Origin of the sequence: Paenibacillus guangzhouensis, from assembly GCF_009363075.1 — a bacterium.
GTDB lineage: Bacteria > Bacillota > Bacilli > Paenibacillales > Paenibacillaceae > Paenibacillus_K > Paenibacillus_K guangzhouensis.
In genome coordinates this window covers 1014128-1034305 of sequence record NZ_CP045293.1, presented here as the reverse complement: position 1 = coordinate 1034305, position 20178 = coordinate 1014128, and the positions used below count along the sequence as shown (strand labels likewise).

Sequence of the window (20178 nt, the reverse complement as noted above, 5' to 3'; positions counted from 1 at the left end):
GAACCACTAAATTCTAATTTCGATGCTTTCAAGGAAAAATAATCATGAAGTCGTGATTCTACAGGCATGCTATCTGCTCCTCGCTTTCGTACACTGCTATCGCTTTCTCAGCCACTTGGCAACATGAGATAGAATTTCATCCTGATTTCTAACTACCATTCTCTTATTCGAATAGCTATCGGTTAAAGCCAGAATATGATGAATATGCTCTCTGTCATATTTCTTATTCCATTTGATCATCTCAATCAAATTACGAACAGACTGTTTATAATTCCAAATTTCCAATCCGATACGGGTTCTAATAAATCTTCGAATGAGCCAAAAATCTCTGATTAATCTATTCGGAATCATCACGATGATCAAGTCTGCATCCCGGAAGCTATCAAGGACCCATTTATAGTGTACGCCTTCAATGATCCAATCCTTACGCTGAAGAATCTCTGCAAGTTTTGAATCACGTTCAATATCCGAATATCGCTGATGATTGTTCCATACTAAATTGTCCAACTCATAGGAAGGTATTTTGTATTGTTTTGATATTTCCCTTGCTACGGTTGACTTGCCGCTTCCGCATGAACCTATAATTCGTATTTTGATAGAACCCTTCCTCCCTCATCGATCAACTTGGATGAAATCCACCCATGAGGACCACGACCATAACCAAAAACTGAATGACGAAGAATAATCCAATGATGCCAACGGCGATGATGCCCATGATCTTGAGTCCTTTCCTCAACATTTCACTACATCCTCTGCCTGCGACGTTAGAAAAGGTTGATACATCATCAGCGCATGATTTTCGGTAATGTATTCATCGGCAAGCAGCTCGCCTAGAAGATTGTATGTTTTGCGATAAAGCGAGTTGTGTCTCGCGTAACCTCCCCAGTATTCTTGAGTGATCCGATGTTCTTTCTCGTACACTTCGTAGGTGTGCACCGGTACAGCGGTCGTCCGCCACTCTCCGTACAAATATTCTTCATCAATATGAAGGCATAGTTGATAAGGTTGATCGGTTGGATTATAAATTCGAAGATCCAGGTAATTATAGGCGCAAGTCGCCCCGCTTCCGAATGGCTGCGTACGATTCGCATCCGGAAAAACATCATAGCTATGCCGATGCCTCTCCGTCACCTCGAGCGGCGTATGTAAGGTTATCCAGTAGATGAGGTTCGACAGCTGACACAAGCCCCCGCCTACCCCGGGTTTGAAACTACCATAGAATAGGACCATCCCTTCGACGTATCCTTTTCGCCGGTTCGGCTGGCCTATCGTCTTCCAGTAGGAGAATGTCTCCCCAGGATGGATCACAATCCGATGAATTCGCTTCATTGCAATCTTCAAATTCGTGATTTTGTTGTGCTGCAGCCACATATCTACATCTTTCAACTGCCTTAATAGCGGGGTCTGATGCTTCATCACAGCATAATCTAACTCATCGCCTATCCGCTTGGTCGCGAACCTCACCGATCCGAAGTACCATTCCGCATAACGCTTCGCCGTAAAATACAACCGACCTAACCGCAATCGAAGCTTCGATCTCACTTTGGGCTTCATAGGAATCCTCCAATCAATGAAGAAATCTGTAGGTTTATGCGCACATAAGAAACGGGCTGTTGCTGCCACAACACGCCCGTTCACTTGATTAATAGTGAGTCAGCCAATGCTCACACGTATCTGCTAACCCTTGAAGTTCATTGTACACTAGTCCGGCATGATACCCATCGCATACCGCATGGTGGAATTGTCCAGCCAAGGGCAATAAGGTTCGACCATCTCGTTCCTTATATCTACCCATTGTAAAAATAGGCAGTAAATACGTGCCTTCGTTATAGATATTCAAGTTGAAGCTTGAGAAGTTGACCCATGGAATGCTGGAAACCGGGAACGTATTCGGCGGTTCGTTCTCTTTGGTCATCAGGCCTTTGATACTGCCATATCGGTCCAAATCATCGAGATATCGACGATAGAACATGTGAAACTCCTCGCTATATAACGTCCAAATGGAGGAGAAGGTCGTATCGTCCTCATGAAAAATGGTGTAGCTCGGCGACATCCAATCCCAATAGCCTAATCTGCCTTCCGAGTCCATACATGTTCGAAATTCGCGATGACGGTTAACCACGGTGGACAACATATACAGAAGCACGGGGTACAACTTCATATTCTGACGCTTTACTTCTAGCCTTATTGTAGTTATATCCAGATTCGCCGTCATACTGAACGTACATCTCGAATGATGCCAATAATGTTCGAAATAAGGTTTACGGTGCCAGTGATTCCTATCAATTACATGAAAATGCATGAATAAATCCCTCCTAGGATGATGAATTGATCGTTCTAGGAGGGTACATCGACGGATTTCTTCATGTCCTTATCACTATCCTATAAATGGATTATTTAACTGCAATCGCAGCTTATTTCTATTATATCCCATGAATGTCGATGCTGCATCCTGTTCGTTATCCTTCACTAAGCACCGATGCATACCTCATATCTCTTACACCTAATTAACTACATGTTCTTTTTTCGCTTAAACACGACGACGATATCCCTGGAACTCCCCGAAGATTGGCTCGTATCGAAGCAAGAGACGAGCTCCCATCCCTCGTCACCATGACGATTCAACTCTTCTTGGAACTCCTCCTCATCAATTTTGCCGCCCATGAACCCACCGGTTTTGAATTTCAACGTTCTGTATTCCCATTTCTCGTACACGAACTTCCATCCTTTCATCACCAAAATAATAGATATATTTCCTCGTTCTACCTCTATCAAACTTCATTGTACCATCATTCATACATAGAACCCATAACAAAACACCGTGAAATGAACTGCTTCATTCCACGGCATCCTTGTATCTCGCGATTATTCACCTTGAAGAGTTATCGCTTGGTTCAATCTAAAGAAAGATTGAATGCGTCTGTAACCATGGCCAAAAGGAACAATAAGCTCATGAAAAAGGTCGATGCAATAACCCAGCGACGACCTCGACGATGTTCGTTTATTCTAGAGAATGATCGATAGTATAGAATAATACCGCTGATGAGTAAGATACACTCGAGTCCGATACTCATAACAGGATATTGCCATAACCCGAAGCCAAGCAAAGGAAGATTGCCGAAATTTCCAGGGAGTATGGGAAGATCCGAACGATGTACGAGAAGATCGAGACACCAATGACTAAATACCATCGATCCAATGGTAACTCCGCCTCGTCTGCCCCACAACCGCCACGCCCCCCATCCAGCTATTATTGCTATAAACAATGCTCCGATGAGCGAATGCGTATAATCTGCATGAATCACGTTTGCGCCATACCCTGTCTCTCCAGATATCGGTTCAATCGTTTCCTTCCCAGTTAAAAGAAATGGTATAAAGACAACGTCTAATAATTGTGTACTTAGCATAAGTGCCCATAACGGTAACCGTGGCGCCTTCGCTTTTACGGCAGCAGCAAGACCAAAATGACCTGCAAACATGTTACTTCCCTCCTTTTTCATGCAACCGCCGTGCACGAGTATCCAAATATCCGCAGCCTGCCACAAAAAGAATCATAAACAAAATAAAGTTCATTCTCCTCGCTCCCTTTTACGAATTCCTGCGATAAACGTATCAATAATCACATGCAGACTTTCATTTCGTTCAAGATGCATTCGGAACCCTCCCTTGTGTTCTAGGGAGGCAAATCCGTGCAGGATACTTCGTAACCCGCGTGTTGCGTGAATCACTTCATCTCCTTCCAACCCGTAGCTGCTTAAGAAATGAACTGCAAACATCACAATCTCTGTTCCCGCACGTTCAACCTCAGGGTCTCTCGGATCGGGAGCTTGGAATGTGGCTTCATATAGACCCGGATGCCTACGAGCAAAATCGACATAGGCTTCGCCGATCGCATGCAGCCCTTGATCCAGTTCTTTAACATTAGCATTCGCTTCTAATAATGCGGCATACAGCTCATGCAAACCGTAAATCGCCATCTGCCTCCGCAACTCATGCAAACCATCGATATGATTGTACAAGGAAGGCGGGCGAATATTTAACTTTTGGGCCACTCGAGTCAATGTAACTTCATATAACCCATCTTGATCTGCAATTTCAACGGCCGTCTGTACGATTGTGTTCAGATCTGCTCCGATTCTTGGGGACATTTGGTTTGCTCCGTTCTATGTTTGATGGTTGCATCACACTGTGCAAAGCAAAAACTAATAATATTAGTTTTATCATAACTAATACCATTAGTTTTTTCAACCATTATTTTCCTTAACACAAAAACACCCGATCTGCTCATAGACCGGGCGCTTTCAATTAACAAAATGTCATCGATGCGTGTGCATTATGTGAATAACGAAATCCAATACTTACAAGCGTCTTCTGTCGATTCGGTCAGCACCCCTTGGTTCACCTCAATCACCTTACGCGATGCTATATTCGATGCGTCACAAGTGAGCAATACGTCACGAATGCCTCGACTTCGAGCTTCCACTAGCAGTTCACGCAGCACCATTTTCCCATACCCTTTGCCTCTCGCAGACGGTCTGATGATATATCCGATATGCCCACCATGCTCGCGTAATTGGTCTGTGAGATGATGCCTCAGCTTCCCGTACCCAACGGGTTGACCTTGAACGTAGAACCAAAAGATTGTCTGTGGTACATGGCCTTCCTGCAAGTTCAGCCCCTGCGCATATTCAACATTCCTACATAGACGTGCTCGGAACCCCTCCCGATCGCTCGCATACAGACTATTGATGAAGCCATTCTGACCTTCGCCTATCTCTTGAACCATTTCATAGAGTGCGTCATCCTCTTCCGACTGAAGCTCTCGCAGCTCCACCTGCGGTGGATAAGGCTCCAGTTGATGATCTTCGATCAGTTCAATCGTTCTCCGATTGCTCGCAAATTGCTTAATATGTGATTTAATATTCGGATATAAAATGATGTCGTCCAGTTCAGTGAGCGAAATCCATCGGACCCCAGACTGATCGCCATCTGGACGGTCCGGAAATCTCGGACGTGATCCTTCGATCGGAGTACATTCAAACACCAGATACAGTGTATGAATATCAGATCCTGCATCTTGCCTGTTTAAATGCGGTGCATATTCATAGACGAAAGCGATCGGGCCAATCGTCACCTCGAGCATCGTCTCTTCCATCAGTTCGCGGTGTACGCCCTCCGTCACTGATTCCCCAGGCTCCACTCCGCCGCCAGGCAGATTATAATGTACACCTTCCTCATCCCGATACTCGACGAGCAAGATCGAATCATTCTCTATCACGAGTGCTGTAGCTCGAACACGAATCGGGTAAGTCATGTCACATCGCTCCTCTTTGATTTAATATATTCGTACTTACACATACCAATTGGGTTTAACTTCGTCAAAATCGTGATGATTCTCCAGTACGCGATATATTTTGTCCATCATCATGTCCAGTTCCTCAGGCTTCACCTTCAACACCCATACCACCGAGGATATCAAGGTCATCGCTAGATATAATGCGTACAGCTTCCAGAACAGCTCATCCGGTTCTTCTCCATCGTGGTACCCTCGAATCTGACCGATTGAAAATGGAACACTCGTCTCGCTGCAAAAAATGCCAACCTTCACAAATTCATGGACAGGGTCCCCCCAATCGAATGCGCTAAAATCAATAACTCCCTGCAGCTGCTGATCTCGCAGGATAAGATTACCCAGATGGTAGTCATCATGCTGGAAGCGGTTCGGGCGGTCGATCATGAGATGAATATGCGCATCGATAAATGCCAACACTTTATCATCATTTCGCATTCTATAGCCGCAAGTTCGGTATTGCTCCACATATCGTCTATGCTTCTTCAGCTTGCGTTCATACCAGCTTGGCATGGAAGCGGGGGCTGGCATCTGCGTGATTTTCAACAGTTCTTGCCCGGCTTGATAACCGATCTGAACTTGTATTTCCTCCGTGAGATTAGGAATAACGACTTCCCCATCCTCACCCTCCAGATAAGATACAATCATATAACCTAAGCCTAGCTCAGGGATTTGGCCGATCGTAATGGGTCTAGAGCATCGAACCTGATAGTCTGCCATGTGCTGGAGCGTCTGATATTCCTTCTCCTTCCATGCATAGTCCTGAAGCGGGAATACCTTCAACAACACCTGATCTCCATTCGCACGACGTATCATGAATTTTTGATCAGGTGAATAGCCTTTGTCAATATGAACAGCTTCCCGATATCCTTGAAGAACCGGAATATACGATTCGATATTCTTGATTTGATCTAGATGATTTTGCATGATCCTGTCTCCCTTGTACTAACGATTTCTTTTCATCTCTATCATCGATTCGCACATCAAGCTATTTCCCCCCGCAGCATACCTTCCACCCACGCGTAACATCGCGACAAATCTTCATCCGAGATCAGATTCGACTGATGCTCGAATTGAATGTTGACATGCGGCTGCGCTTCACGAACAATTCGCAAGTAATCGGCGATCGGTGCCCAGCCCTCTGCTTCCTTCTGCTCCGGTAGCACAGGATAGTGATAGTGAATGATTTCCCCATTCTGATACTGAAGTGTCCATAAATGGATGACGTCCGCATATTTCGCATATTTCCGAATCACGGCTCGGGCATTAAAATTTGGATCGACCTGTTCCTGCAGGAACAGACGACCCATATCGAGACAAAGTCGAATCGTCGGATATCGCTCAAGCAAGCTCACGAGATAATCCGATTCAAGCAAATATGGACATAGCGCATCAAATTCAAGGACTGGGGTAAAATGATACGTCTCACCGCGATCGGTCAGCCACTGGAACAACACTTCGCTCTTATCCACGAGGTCTTCCAGTGCATATTCGCTCTGCATCACGAATTCCGCCGGATCGCTGAACCGCCATGGCGTCCAGTCCACACGGTCATCAAGAATAACAGGCTTCGGGTAATGGAACAACACATACGCCGGACTCAACTGCATCACCGCCTCCAGTTCTTCTTGCACAAGCTGATATGCCTCTGCCCGTAATGTATCGTCTTGCGCCAAGAACAGGGCATCTCTTAACTTCGATCGGCCTGCCCGCAGCGGAAAATGAATGCCAATGTTAAACTTATGCAGCTCCGCTTGCTGCGCTAGCTTCTCCAGATCTTGATCGTCTGTGAATAGACAAGCCTCCACACCCCAGAACCCAGCTCTGAAATCTCGCTCATATTTCGCCTCGTCATAGCTACCATATTGACCGATCATGAACCGATTCATGATTTCATCCCTCTCATCTTCTATAGTAAAAATGCAATCAGAAATGGCAATAGAATGCACGTCCACGCGCAGCCTAACATCATGCGAGCAACCTGCTTCGGGAGACGTTCAGCATGCTCCGTATACCAACCTCTGTAATTTGTTCCGATATATAACCATAAATAACAACAGATTGCCGATAAGGAACATCAGATTCCCGCCGAGCCGAAAGTTATCGAATCCTTCATCGCCGACCAATGACTTCAGGATGGAGCTCTCCAATTGTCCAACCAGCGTGATAAATAGCATCATCAACACGCTCATCCTAATAAACTCTAGCATTCCTCTTATGACACTACGCATAAGCAACTCCTCTCTACGTACGTCATCTTCTTCCTAATAGACTAGCACGATCAACATTTTACCGATATATCCATTTTAATACAAATCTATCATAAGTGGATCCGTTGACGGAGTTGTCGAGTGAAAACAAAAAAAGCGACCATTCACGCGGAGACATTTCGCGTTAAGGTCGCTTGATTTAACTAGCTGCTCACTGGCGTTCCAGGGTGCGTTGGATTTCCCTTCGGGCCGCTCCCATTCGTCTTCCTATTCGCCCCTCTTCGAAGCTCGAGATCCTTCGTCACGATGCCAAGCTTCTTATCGAGCTGGTAGCAGAGCATCAGACCAATACCTAACCCTGCGGAGATCAGCGGTGCCCACAAGTAGTTGATCCGAATGGCATTCAGCGCCGATTCTGCTTGCTGCGCCGCATTCGGCACATAATTCGCCCATGATAAGAGCGCAGCGGATAATGCCCCACCAACACCCATTCCGACCTTTGCTCCGAAGCTCGTCGCCGCAGACAACAAGCCTTGCGCACGGACGCCAGATTTCCACTCCCCATAATCAACCGCATCCGCAATCATCGCGAAGCCCATGCTCATACTAAAGCCTATCGCTAGTGCGTTAATCACGAGTCCTGTCAGAAGCAGCAATTCGGATAATTGATAGCTGCCAATCAAAGCCACGGTAAAACCGATGATCATCAAGCTAGAGCCGAGAATCGACGTATTCCTTTTGCCAATCCGCTTCGCTACGAAAGAGGAAAGGACGAGGGTCACTAGCGCAAGCATATTAATGCCCATCACGAGCGAGACCATGTCCGGTTTCTTCATATTATAGGTCCAGAAATAAATCGCCGATTGCGTCTGCATCGCATTAATCCCCATCTGCAGGAACCCGGAGATGAGCAGTACCACCCACGGGCCAATTTCCTCGGATCGCACGAGCTGATTCTCGGATCGGCAGCGGTTTTTCATGCCCCGTCGTTACCCGCTCTCTCACATTTAAGAACGTAATTAAAAAGAAGATTCCGCCAATGATGCCGAAGAGCACCATCGTGTAGAAAAAACCTCACTGCTGATTCCCGCCGCCAAGCGCATTAACAATCGGCAATGTTCCGATCGATACGACCATCATGCCGACCAAGGCGAGGAACATCCGAACTGAGGCGAGCTCCGTACGCTCTTGTGGATTGCTAGTCAAGCTGGGAAGAATCGACGTAATCGGAATATTAATGCCGGAGTAGACAAGACCTAACAGGGTATACGTAATGTAAGCATAGACCAGTTTCCCCGTATCGCCGAAATCCGGCGTCAAGAAAGTCAGCATCGCAATGACGGCGAATGGAATCCCGAGCCACAAGAAATACGGCCGACTTTTCCCCCATTTGCTGTTCGTCTTGTCAATAATAATCCCCATAACCGGATCGGCGAACGCATCGAGCACCCGTGTAATTAAGAACAAGGTGGCTACCGCTCCTGCACTCAATCCATAGACGTCGGTATAGAAATACATCAAGTAAATCGAGATCATCTGAAAAATCAAATTCGATGCCGTATCCGAAATCCCATAGCTGATACGCTCTTTCCAACCCACTTGCTTTGCCGACATGGATTCATCCCCCTCATAAAATAAAGCGCTTACATCAGTGCTGTGAAATCATCTTAATGCAATCCAGCGGCTATTTATGGTACATTATCAATATTATTTGTATTTCCTTCAAAATTCCTTGTCATTATTTCAAGGTTAAGAGGTGCATGCAACATGGAGCCAAGATTATTACTCGAAGAACTCGAATACATCTGCAAGCTCATGTTCGAGAATTATAAAATGCCAACCGTCTATATCCATGCGTCGGGTGACGTCGCATATGAATTAACTTATCCTTATCATGACAACCCCTTCACCCAGCACATCCAAGAGCTGTATAGTCAACTTGCGGATCCTGAGCATCCTGCGGGGTTTCCGATCCTGCGAACAACGAGCTTCCTTGGGAATTTCTTCGCCGTTCGTATTGAGCACGACGAGCAGTTCGGTACAATCATTGTAGGCCCTTCTCTCTATCAGGAGATGCGCAAGGAGACGCTGGATAAACTGATTCATGATTATCAACTTCCCCATAAGCATAAACAATCGATCGTGCAATATTACGAACATGCGCCCATCTTGAATATGATGGACCTGCTGAATGCAAGCCTAATGCTCTATTTCTTGATCTATCGTCAGAAGCTCGATATCGTCGAAGTGCTGCAGCAGAATCATGAGCTCGAGATCGGCGACGATACGATCGACAATATTGATCTTGACGTCTCGAATCGCCGCCAGAATAACCACTATCATCACGACCCTGCCATCGAACGCAGTGTATTTAATAGTGTGCGAGACGGCAATCGCGAAGCGCTCTTCAAGAGTCTCGCTGCTCTGCCTGAAGAACAGCTCGGCGTTCTATCGAAGAAAAGCCATTTGCGCAGCCGCAAGAATCTCTCCATTATCGGAATCGCGATCGCCACGCGTGCAGCGATTGAAGGAGGACTTCATTCGGAGGTTGCCTTTACCCTGAGCGATATCTACATCCAACATATCGAAGAATTAACAGATTTGAAGCAATTGAAGAACACGGAGCTAGATGCTTTCCTCGAGCTAACCGACCGTGTGCGAGCCTGCAACGAGCAGAGCTATAGCAAAGCGGTAACCGTGTGCCAGCATTATATTTTCAACCATTTGCACGAGGAGATCTCTCTGCAGAAGCTCTCGGAATTGACCGACCTGCATCCGAGCTATCTATCTCAGTTGTTCAAACGCGAAGTCGGCATATCGCTAAGCGAATATACCCAGCGCAAACGCGTCGAAGAAGCCAAGGTACTCCTCGCTTCCAGCGAATATTCGCTCTCGGATATCTGCGCGCGGCTTAACTTCTACGACCAGAGCTACTTCTCGAAAATATTCAAGAAGTATACGAAAGTAACGCCGAAGCAGTATCGCAACAGCAAGAACCTGCCTTCTACCTAACGACGGCACCCACAAGAAAGCCACCCTGCATCTCATACGAGAGACCAGAGTGGCGATTTCTGTGCGTTCAATACGTATTCCAATCTTTCTCAATCAAATCCTTATTGATCAATTCTCCTATGTAATAGCCTTCGCGCGCGGCACCAATGACACCCGTGAACGAATTCTTCGCATCCCCGATAATGTAGACACCGTCGACAGCGGTATGACCGTAATCACTCGTTGTTGCATAAGCGCCCCCTTCATCTAGAGGGATGCCTAAGACCGCCGGGATGCGTGTCGCTTGTTCGGGACCCGTATCGAGCAGGAATCCGCCTTTTCGACGAATCGATTGACCGTCACGGAACACGATCTGATCGAGCTTGCCCTCTTGGGATGTAAGAGACGTGATTTCCGTCTCAATGATTCTGATCTGGCGTGCTTCCATTTCATTTCGTTCTTCACTCGTGATGGTTGAAGGTCCGTTCGTGATCACGATCAAGTCTTTACTCCAGCTATATATCGTCTGGACGTAGTGATAAAGATTCTCTCCATTCCCAAATACGGCTAAGGGTTCATTCCTGCGCTCCCATCCATCGCAATAGGGGCATGGAAAGATGGAAATGCCATAGACTTCTGCTAAACCTGGAATCGGCGGGAGATGATCTTGCATCCCTGTCGCAAAAATGATTTTTTTGGAGCTGTAGATACGCCCACTTCGGGTTATCGTGTGAAATATGCCTTGATCATGCTTCACTTGATCAACAGTATCTTGCGCGACGTGTACGTTAGGGTACGCCTTCATTTGTTCTAAGGCTATTGCCTTGATCTCAGACGGCTTCACCCCGTCTCTCGTTAGATAACCATGCGATGCCTGCGTCACGTTATTCCTTGCTCTGCCTGCATCAATGACGACGACTTGCCGACAAGAACGCCCTAACAAGAGTGCAGCACTAAGTCCGGCAGGCCCGCCCCCGACAATCACGACATCCAGTAACATATTCGTATCCTTCACGATTCCTTATTCTCCTTGAGCTTCTGTGACGTTCAGGTCATTTATGCTATCTAGTAATACACTTGTCTCTTCCCTGTTATACGTTTCCAGTCGATTTCGATTTCGATGGTGCGCATCCTAATAAAAACCCACCCGGCAGATGCTGGGTGGGCTCTTCATGATATTATTGTAAGATTCGCTATGAGATCGCCGTTACCCGACAATCCCTGTGCGCTCCACACTCTCCACGAAATAACGCTGTAGAATCACATAGAGCACGATAATCGGTGCGATGAACAGCAATTCGCCCGTGTTCTTAATCATATACGCATATAATCCGTCTTCGAACTGCGTTGCCGTCCACATCGTCGGCAGCATCGTCGATAAGACTTTGATCCGCGTTAAGAGCAAGGACACGTAGTAATTGTCGTTCCACATCCAGACGAAGGAGAACAAGGAGACGGTGACGATTGCCGGAATCGCGTTCGGAAGCATGACCCGGTAAAAGGTCTGGAGAATGCCGCATCCATCCATGTATGACGCCTCCTCCAGCTCCTTCGGAATGCCGCGGAAGAACTGGCGGAAGATGAAAATGAACAATCCGCTCTTGATCCCCATCCCCATCGCAGACTGCAGAATGAACGGCCAATAGCTATCCAACAGGTTAATCCCGTTTCCTCCGCCGAACAAGCTGATTATGCCGCCCAAATCAAAGAAACGATAGTTCAAGTACGTCGGGATCATTAGGGTCTGGGACGGCACGACAATCGTGAAGACCGCCAGCGCGAATAGAATCCCGCTTCCTTTGAATTTCAGCCTCGCAAACCCAAACGCAGCGAGTGAACACGATATGACTTGCAGTACGGTCGTCATCACCGAGATCAGTAGCGAGTTGAGAAACGTATCCGCATAATGCAACGTATTCGCCGCAAATTTGAAGTTATCGAGCGTAAAATGTTTCGGCAGCCAGAGAACCGTCGGGTCGAGCATATCCACCCGATCCTTGAAGGCGATTGATATTTTGAAGAACAGCGGGTAAATAATGACGAAGCACAGCCCGATGATGAGGATCGCACGAACGAGGATCCAAGCCCAGTTCTGCATTTTAAGGAACGGCTGCTTCTCACGAGCTAACCGGACATACGCTGCTCTCTTGTTCATAACCACTTGTTTCAGAACAATCCCCCCTTTAATTTTTCCGCTCTAGTCGTGATAGAACACTTTGGTCGACACCGCGCGGATCAAGATGAGCAGGATAATGGATGTGACGATAAAATACACCCATGACATCGCTGCACTTAGACTGAAGTTCAGCGCCTTGAAGGCGGTCTCGTTAATCAACACGCTTAACTTGTTGTAGTTATACGAGTCGATAACCGTATAGACAATGTTCGTTAGAATGAGCGGACTTACCATAGGGAACGTAATTTTCCAGAAGGCTTCATAGCCTGTTGCCCCTTCAATCTTCGCCGCCTCATACAGGGACGGGGATACCGACTGAAGACCCGCCAGGAAGACCAGAATTTGCACACCGGAATGACTAATAATCTCATAAATCCGATTCACCGAACCGGTAATGTATGAAGTTAACTCGCTGCCGAAGCCGGATTGCAGCATCAAGGTCTCCAGCTCCGAACTCGTGAACCCCGTTCCATCCACGCCGCCGGTTACCGTCTGCGCCACGCTGGCCAGATCGCTGCTCTGCTCAATGGAGAGTAAATTCGTCGCGAGCAATACCGGGAGGAAGAAGATCGCCCGAGCCAGCACCCTGCCGCGAAATTTCTGATTCAGTAAAGAGGCAGCGAACAAACTGAAGATTACGATCGATGGAATGTTAACAAGCAAGCTCACGATCGAATCCATTAAAATACGATTGAAGGTAGGATGCTTGTAGAAAATCTCTTGATAAAATTTCAAGCCTGCGAATTTCGTATCGAACCCATTTAATGCGACCGTAAGGTTATTGAAGCTGTACACGAGCGATTCGTATAGCGGAATCGCGAATAAGAATACGAACCCGATGAACCATGGCGCGACGAACATGACGCCGATCCACGATTTTTTCTGCGACATCGTTAGCCCTTTCTTCATCGCCCTGCACCCCCTACTAAGTAACCTTCCGCCGCGATGCTGGTACCGTTCACCATCACGTCCGTCTGATTATAGTTCACGGTAATCGATGTCCCGTTCTCATACGTCGTGCGATACACATGATCTGCGAGCTTCTCATGATTAATGATCGCCTGCGCGCGAAGCCCTCTCATCACGTCGTTTGTCTCCCGGTAATACTGAACCGCTTCATCCAGCCAGTTCGTATAACTCGCCGAATACAAATCGTTAAATGCCGTATTGCGCACAGCCGAAGGCTTCTCATAGAACCACTGATAGTACACATTGGAGCCGGTCTCGAGCGTCTTCAGCACATTCGATTTATAGCTCTGATCCGGACTCATATTGATCGGAGTTCCCGCGTAATCCATATAGCCATGCAATACCAATTGATAGAATGGGATTTCCTCATCCGCAATGTTGAGCTTGCTGCTCTTCAACGGCGCATCGACGATCGTCTTCGTATAAGGCAGTACGTTCGCATTGCCGCCGCTCACCATCGTCTTACCTACCCGCTCTTGCAGCAGCTTCACGCTATCCGCGATCATCGCCGCACTCTGCTCGCGATCGATGGTTCTCCCCGACGTGACATCTGAGATCACCAGATCGCCCAGATCACGCAGCGACAGGCCTCCTACTTGCAGAGGTTCGTAGTCCTTCAAGAACTTCGTCACGAGGTCTGGCAGCTTCTTCGGCGAGAGAAGATAATAATCCAGCTCTCCGCGGCCCCCCATCACAAGATCCGTCTTGTACTGCGCAATGCCTTCCCGGAACAAGAAGCTCACTCCGTCCCGCTTAGGCTTAAACCCATGTCCAGTCGTGTACACCCGTAAGAAGGACACATCCGGGTAGAGTTCGATGCCTTGCTCATGAGCATATCGGATTAAATCTTGAAGGCCCGATTTCCCGCCTAGGGCGGAATCGATATCGACATCATCGGGGTAATCATGATTCATGCCCTCATTGAACCATCCCGAATAACGAAGTTGAATCTGCTTCACGCCGCGCTGCTTCAGCATCGCAAGCACCGATTTTGCTTGCTCGAAGCTGGTTAGCGATTGCACCGATTGATATGGAATGCCGAGGAACGTATCCCGAACGGAGATCGAACCGACCAGATCCAGTACAAACGGGGTCTCCGCGGATGCATCCAGCTTGGTGAGCGACTTGTTCTTCACTAGATAGTCTTGATAATACTTCGCCATGCCGACATAGCTTGCAGATTCCTTCGGCAGGAACGCGTAGCGCAGCTTAATTCCGCCTTGGTAGATCACCGGGAACATTGGACTATCTTTTTTCACACTCCCCGCGCGATACGTGAACGACTCCATCGGCTTGAGCAAGAACTTAGCACTGACGCGGTTATACGTATTGACCCGGCCGCTGACATCCGCATTCACCGACGCGATCGCGTCTCCCTCTTCAATGATGCAAAAGAAGGCCTGATCGCTCTGCTTCATCCCGAATACAGGCAGTCTCGCAGCTTCCTTGAATTCCTTCACGACATCTTTGTCTCGCAGCGACTGATCCTTGCCATAAATCGGCATGTCATATTGCGGAACCGAGATTTTTCCATTGTTCAAATGAATCAATGCGCCCGACCCGTCAGGAACGAACATGTATCCTTGCTGATCCACCCCCGCTGCGCCGAACATTTCGAGCACTTGGATGGAGTCAATCGGGAACTCCTTCGTATCTTTAATCTCTCGTACGGGAACCTCTACCATGAAGTTCTCATCGTCCAGATAATATTCGATTGGCACGGTGAACCTTGCCGCCGCCGTCGTCTTCTGACTTCCCGCTTGATTCTGCGCGTTATCCTTCGCCGCTTCTTCCGCCGTATAGCCGATGGAATCTAGAATGGCAACGACGTCTTTGACGACATACTCCGGCATTTCTTTGCGGGTATAGATCTGTTTCACTTCATCGAATTTGAAGCGTTTCTCAATTTCGAACTTCTTCCCTTCGTCGGGAAGTTTGTTCAAGATCATCTCGTTCATGCGCTGCTTGCTGATGATCTGCGGGATGGCCTCCATCCCTTTCTGGAAGTTGCCGAGCTGGTAGACAATTTTGACCCCCTTCTCGGTCTTGAGAATTTCGAATTGATTGCGCTTGATTGCCTCAGCGAAATTGTTCACGTAGAAGTTCTGGCCTTTATCGTTGTTATAAGCGATCGAGAACTGCGAAGATAGATTATCGCGGTTAATGCCTTCCGCCTTCTTATCCGACTCACGATCGAGCGGATTCGAATACCAGGTATGCCCGCTCCGCTTATCCTTCACCGAAATCTCCGTCGTCGCCGGATCGATATACAGCGCTAACGCCTGCGTCTCTGCCACCAATTGAGGTCCGCTCGCGCCGCTGGCGCCAAATGGGGTAGGTTCGGCAGATTTCTCTGTGTTCGCCGCGTTGTCCGTCGCATGGGCACCTGCCTGCTCGGAGTCGTCCGCCTGGTTCATCATCCGAATCCCCAGAACGAAGACGACAAGGACCAGAGCCACACCGGTCACCAGCCAGCCTACTGTTTTCCGTCTCACACCGATCCCCCCTTACAACCGCACGATGATCTCGCGATATAACGCCTCTAGGAAGGTAATCATCTGCTGCACTAAACTGAAACAGAGAAGACCTAAGAAGACGATAAACGCCATCACCAGTACGGTCAGAATTAACGTCAGTATTGTTTTGCCGATCGTATATTGATGTACGGTCATCGTTCCGATGAACAACAACCACCCGAACCATAAGTAAGCGACCGAGTCGAGCAGATAATAGAACGGTGTCTCATCGATCGTAATGACATTGCTGAATAGCACTTGCGGTAGGAAAATAATAACGAGCGGAAGCGTGGCATACCCGACGGCCATCACGATATCTTTGAATTTGCCTTCGCCATCCATCAAGGTCGTGAGCGACCAATTCGAAATACAGAATAAGAGGAACGGCAGCACAATGAATTTCAGTTCATCTACGCTGTTCAGCTCGTCTAGCTTGTTGAAGTTGACGATGAATCCGGCATATTGCCGCTTCAAGATCATCGTCAAGACGACCAAGATCAGAATGCTTAGCGCGATCCAGACTTTGCCTTTCTGCTCGTACTTCAACTCCCAGAAGCTGCTGAATGGGCGTACCATCGTTCGGAACGGCATTTTGATAATGCCCGTATCGATGTAATGCGCAGTCGTCGCAACCCTTCGGCGCACATACAGCCTTCCAGCCACAATCGCAGCCACAGCCAAGAAGAGAATAGTCATCATCGTTCCGAAATTGTTCCACATATATTCCGTCCGGTAACGCTTCAAGGCTTGGGAATAATACTTGCGGTTGTTGCCATTCTTAAAATATTCCATCGCTTGCTTGTTATCGCCCTTCTTGAGCAGCGCCTTCCCGATCCCGATATAGGCAATGTCGAAGTTCGCATTCAGCTTCAGCACTTCTTCCCAGCTCTTCGCGGCTTGATCATCCTTGCCGTTGTAATGCAGCTTCACACCTTCGCGAATCAACGACCCATATCGGGTTGGGCGGAAGATGACCAAGCGGTTCGTCCCGCCGTCAAGCACGATCATCCGATCGCCTAACATATCCATCGCCGTCGGCTTCTGAAAATGGTCCACGCTCGTTCCCGTGCCGCCGAATTGGTACAGCATATTGCCATCGTTGTTATACGTAAAAATCCGATTGCGCTTCGAGTCCAGCGCACTGTACATCCCGCTCTCATCATAGATGACATCGACGAAGACCGAGCTTCCGGCATTCTGAATCGTCGTCTGCTTCGCTGCATCGACTTGAATGGCGGACACATCCCCGACCGGATCGAAGTATCCTTCACGCCGTAGAATATCCTCGCCGCCCGGATTGATCCGCTTGATCGGCTCCGGCGCATTGGCCTCCGACGAGACGGCATAGATAAAGCCGCGGTCATCCAGATCCAAATTGGAGAATTCCACGGGGAGGAATAATTGCATTTGACTACTCTGTTCCTTCGTGGAGAACCTCTTCCAGAAGAGATCGACAGGGCTGAATCGCACCTTGTTCGTCCCGACGTAACCGCGGAAATTCCCTTCTGTATCAAACTCCATCATGCCCTCAAAAGCGCCCTGGGCCACGACGTACAGCCGATTCGTCTTATCTACCGATAGCTTAAGCGGGAAGTATTGGAACTCCTTCGGGATGATGCTCGATACCGGAGGCCCGAACACCTTCAGCAATTTCCCTTCATCCGTCAGCTGAACGACCCGGCTGTTCTGCGTATCCGCAATGTACACATTGTCATCCGGATCGACGAACACGCCATTCGGCTTATTGAATGTATCCTGTTTGCCTGCGTTATCGAATGATGCAATGACGCGTACCAACTTCCCGGTCTCATCCAGATGCACGATTCGATTGTTGCTCGTGTCCGCAATATAGATATGATGCCGTCCGCTCACGTACACATCTTGGGGATCATTGAAATCCCCGATCCCAAGTTCCGATCCGTACACTTCAATCTCGCTTATATATGGATAAGGCGCTGGCTCCGCTTCTCTCCAGTACGAATAGTTATAACCATGATCCGGCACAGCCGCTTCTGCCGGCGTACTCCCTGCAAGAAGCATGATAATGAACAGCCAGACCGTTATCTTCCTGATCGCCACGCGCGCTCCTCCCTTCCATCGTTAATCTTTCATCCCCGATGTCGACATCGTCTGAATGACATTGCTTTGCGTGAATATAAATATCGCCACGGGCACGATCATCATGATAAGGGCAGCGGCTGCCATCGGACCGGAGCGGACGAAACCGCCGGATAAGATCTGGCTAAAGGCATAGTCCATCGTCTTGAGCTGCTCGCTGTAAATGTACGAGGCGCCTTGGCTCCCCGAACCCGTTCCCCATAACCCTTTGAACGAGAAAATAATGAGCGTGAGCCACGCGGGCTTCACGATCGGCATCACGATTTTCCAGAAAATCCGATATTCGCTCGCCCCATCGATCTTCGCCGCTTCAAGCAGCGAATCGGGAATCTGCTCCATGAACTGCTTCATGAGGAAGAGTCCAAGCGATGTCGCAAAAGCCGGGAAGATCAGCGACCAATACGTATTCAGCAGTCCGACCCATGTCATGGTCAAATACGTTGGTATCGACGTCACCTGCGATGCGAACATAAGCGACAGCACGACAAGACCGAACAAGAAGTTCTTGCCTGGAATGTTCATCTTGGCGAGCGGATACGCTGCCATCGAGGCGAGAATGACATGGCCTGCCGTCCCTAGGAAAGCGACGAAAAAGGTGTTGAAGATATATCTGGATAACGGTACCCACGAGTTCGCGAAGATCAGGAACAGATCGTAGAAGTTATCCAGCGTCGGCGTACGAACGATAAAGGTCGGCGGGAATAGAAACATCTCGTCTAGCGGCTTGAGCGCCGTACTAATCATGAAGACAAAGGGAACCGCCATGAACGCACCCGCTGCAGCCAGCAGCACGAAAATCGCGATATCGACCGGCATCGAACGGTTTACTTTTTTCTCTCTCCGTAACCGAAATTGGAGTTGCATCGCCTCTATTCACCCACCTTCCTGAGCAGCCTCTGAATAATCATGTTCGAGCCTAACATAATCACGAACAAAATCGTCGCAATCGCACAAGCGTAGCCCATCTCGAATCGAATCGTACCGTAGTCGTTCAAATGCGTGACGATCGTATGCGCAGCGTACTGTGGACTCGGGAAGCCAACCATGCTCGTCGCTACTTCAGCGACAGCGAAGGAGCTCGAGATTTGCATGACGGCGCCGAACAGCAATTGCGGGCGCATCGAAGGCAGGGTAATATACCACAGCTCCTGCCAACGGTTCTTCACCCCATCGATGGCTCCCGCTTCAATCAAGGTACGGTCCATGCTCTGCAGTCCTGCGATGAACGCCAGGAAGGCCGTCCCCAGACTAAGCCATAGCTGCACGATCATGATGATGATGAGCATGTATTTTGGATCTTGCAGCCATTGAATCGGCTCGAGAATGAATCCCCACTTCATGAGGAAGGCATTTACGTACCCGAAGGAGTCGCCAGAGAACGCCACCTGCCAGATCAAATACACATTCCCGGATATCGAGGGTGCGTAGAATAGCAGCGTTACGACGGCGCGAATCTTCGGCGACAGCTCATTGATGAGCCAGGCCAGCATGAAGCAGGCAATATAGCTGAGCGGACCCGTGATGAGCGCGAACAACAATGTATTCTTCAGCGCGACGAGGAAAATCTCATCTTTCAGGAACAACGTCGCATAATTCTCCCAGCCTACCCATTTCGGCGATTCGAGCACGTTGTAGTAAGTAAAGCTAAGGGCAAATGCCATCACGACGGGAAACGCCGTGAAGATGAAGAATAAGATAAAATAAGGCGCGAGCAGCACATACCCTTGCTTCTGCTGTTTCATCGTTTTCCACAGTTCTGCGTACTTGCCTGGCTGTCTCTTCGGAGCTGGCGACGGAACAACGCGTCCGGGTTCTGGTATACTTGCGTTCATTTCAACCGGATTTGGC

Annotated in this window: 20 protein-coding genes; 1 reads left to right on the top strand and 19 read right to left on the bottom strand. The window is 48.3% G+C overall.

Going from position 1 to position 20178, the window contains the following annotated elements; genetic code table 11:
- Nucleotides 1–96: 96 nt before the first annotated feature.
- The 12 genes from GCU39_RS04455 to GCU39_RS31760 all read right to left on the bottom strand — a co-directional run bounded on the left by GCU39_RS04455 (nucleotide 97) and on the right by GCU39_RS31760 (nucleotide 9174).
- Nucleotides 97–507: a hypothetical protein gene (locus GCU39_RS04455; RefSeq protein WP_227793442.1), complete on the bottom strand. Its 411-nt coding sequence runs from the start codon at nucleotides 505–507 to the stop codon at nucleotides 97–99.
- A gap of 225 nt (nucleotides 508–732) precedes the next feature.
- The gene (locus GCU39_RS04450) at nucleotides 733–1554 is read right to left on the bottom strand and encodes a VanW family protein (RefSeq protein ID WP_152392397.1); all 822 of its coding nucleotides are present in this window, start codon (nucleotides 1552–1554) and stop codon (nucleotides 733–735) included.
- An 88-nt stretch (nucleotides 1555–1642) separates the two neighbouring features.
- Nucleotides 1643–2302, bottom strand: coding sequence for a type A chloramphenicol O-acetyltransferase (gene catA / locus GCU39_RS04445; RefSeq protein ID WP_152392396.1), 660 nt, complete (start codon nucleotides 2300–2302; stop codon nucleotides 1643–1645).
- Nucleotides 2303–2511: 209 nt separating this feature from the next.
- Entirely contained in the window at nucleotides 2512–2733 is a 222-nt protein-coding gene (locus GCU39_RS04440; RefSeq protein WP_152397086.1) for a DUF4177 domain-containing protein, read from the bottom strand.
- Nucleotides 2734–2894: 161 nt separating this feature from the next.
- Nucleotides 2895–3479: a permease gene (locus GCU39_RS04435; RefSeq protein ID WP_152392395.1), complete on the bottom strand. Its 585-nt coding sequence runs from the start codon at nucleotides 3477–3479 to the stop codon at nucleotides 2895–2897.
- 90 nt (nucleotides 3480–3569) lie between these two features.
- A complete protein-coding gene (locus tag GCU39_RS04430; protein ID WP_152392394.1) occupies nucleotides 3570–4148 on the bottom strand; it encodes a TetR-like C-terminal domain-containing protein in 579 nt (192 codons plus the stop codon).
- A 185-nt stretch (nucleotides 4149–4333) separates the two neighbouring features.
- Nucleotides 4334–5314, bottom strand: coding sequence for a GNAT family N-acetyltransferase (locus tag GCU39_RS32370; RefSeq protein ID WP_152392393.1), 981 nt, complete (start codon nucleotides 5312–5314; stop codon nucleotides 4334–4336).
- A gap of 36 nt (nucleotides 5315–5350) precedes the next feature.
- Nucleotides 5351–6277, bottom strand: a complete 927-nt coding sequence (locus GCU39_RS04420; RefSeq protein WP_152392392.1) for an aminoglycoside phosphotransferase family protein — start codon at nucleotides 6275–6277, stop codon at nucleotides 5351–5353.
- A gap of 56 nt (nucleotides 6278–6333) precedes the next feature.
- Nucleotides 6334–7239: a sugar phosphate isomerase/epimerase gene (locus GCU39_RS04415; RefSeq protein WP_152392391.1), complete on the bottom strand. Its 906-nt coding sequence runs from the start codon at nucleotides 7237–7239 to the stop codon at nucleotides 6334–6336.
- A gap of 108 nt (nucleotides 7240–7347) precedes the next feature.
- A complete protein-coding gene (locus tag GCU39_RS04410; RefSeq protein ID WP_152392390.1) occupies nucleotides 7348–7530 on the bottom strand; it encodes a hypothetical protein in 183 nt (60 codons plus the stop codon).
- A 233-nt stretch (nucleotides 7531–7763) separates the two neighbouring features.
- Complete coding sequence (locus GCU39_RS31765; RefSeq protein ID WP_227793441.1) at nucleotides 7764–8540, bottom strand: MFS transporter; 777 nt, start codon at nucleotides 8538–8540, stop codon at nucleotides 7764–7766.
- 94 nt (nucleotides 8541–8634) lie between these two features.
- On the bottom strand, nucleotides 8635–9174 hold the full coding sequence (locus GCU39_RS31760; RefSeq protein WP_227793440.1) for an MFS transporter: 540 nt from the start codon (nucleotides 9172–9174) through the stop codon (nucleotides 8635–8637).
- Between the two features lie 153 nt (nucleotides 9175–9327).
- Here GCU39_RS31760 and GCU39_RS04400 point away from each other — a divergent pair, with 153 nt between their 5' ends.
- Nucleotides 9328–10572, top strand: coding sequence for a helix-turn-helix domain-containing protein (locus GCU39_RS04400; protein ID WP_152392389.1), 1245 nt, complete (start codon nucleotides 9328–9330; stop codon nucleotides 10570–10572).
- A 67-nt stretch (nucleotides 10573–10639) separates the two neighbouring features.
- Here the strand turns inward: GCU39_RS04400 and GCU39_RS04395 are convergent, their stop codons facing one another.
- The 7 genes from GCU39_RS04395 to GCU39_RS04365 all read right to left on the bottom strand — a co-directional run bounded on the left by GCU39_RS04395 (nucleotide 10640) and on the right by GCU39_RS04365 (nucleotide 20162).
- Complete coding sequence (locus tag GCU39_RS04395; protein WP_152392388.1) at nucleotides 10640–11566, bottom strand: NAD(P)/FAD-dependent oxidoreductase; 927 nt, start codon at nucleotides 11564–11566, stop codon at nucleotides 10640–10642.
- A 192-nt stretch (nucleotides 11567–11758) separates the two neighbouring features.
- On the bottom strand, nucleotides 11759–12706 hold the full coding sequence (locus GCU39_RS04390) for a carbohydrate ABC transporter permease (RefSeq protein WP_152392387.1): 948 nt from the start codon (nucleotides 12704–12706) through the stop codon (nucleotides 11759–11761).
- 42 nt (nucleotides 12707–12748) lie between these two features.
- Nucleotides 12749–13636, bottom strand: a complete 888-nt coding sequence (locus GCU39_RS04385; protein WP_152392386.1) for a carbohydrate ABC transporter permease — start codon at nucleotides 13634–13636, stop codon at nucleotides 12749–12751.
- Entirely contained in the window at nucleotides 13633–16191 is a 2559-nt protein-coding gene (locus GCU39_RS04380) for a DUF5696 domain-containing protein (protein WP_152392385.1), read from the bottom strand. The genes GCU39_RS04385 and GCU39_RS04380 overlap by 4 nt, the downstream gene beginning before the upstream one ends.
- Before the next feature lie 12 nt (nucleotides 16192–16203).
- A complete protein-coding gene (locus GCU39_RS04375; protein ID WP_152392384.1) occupies nucleotides 16204–18291 on the bottom strand; it encodes a YIP1 family protein in 2088 nt (695 codons plus the stop codon).
- 21 nt (nucleotides 18292–18312) lie between these two features.
- Nucleotides 18313–19194 carry a carbohydrate ABC transporter permease gene (locus tag GCU39_RS04370; RefSeq protein WP_152392383.1) on the bottom strand — a complete coding sequence of 294 codons (882 nt, stop codon included), beginning with the start codon at nucleotides 19192–19194 and terminating at the stop codon, nucleotides 18313–18315.
- Nucleotides 19195–19199: 5 nt separating this feature from the next.
- The gene (locus GCU39_RS04365) at nucleotides 19200–20162 is read right to left on the bottom strand and encodes a carbohydrate ABC transporter permease (protein WP_152392382.1); all 963 of its coding nucleotides are present in this window, start codon (nucleotides 20160–20162) and stop codon (nucleotides 19200–19202) included.
- Nucleotides 20163–20178: the final 16 nt, after the last annotated feature.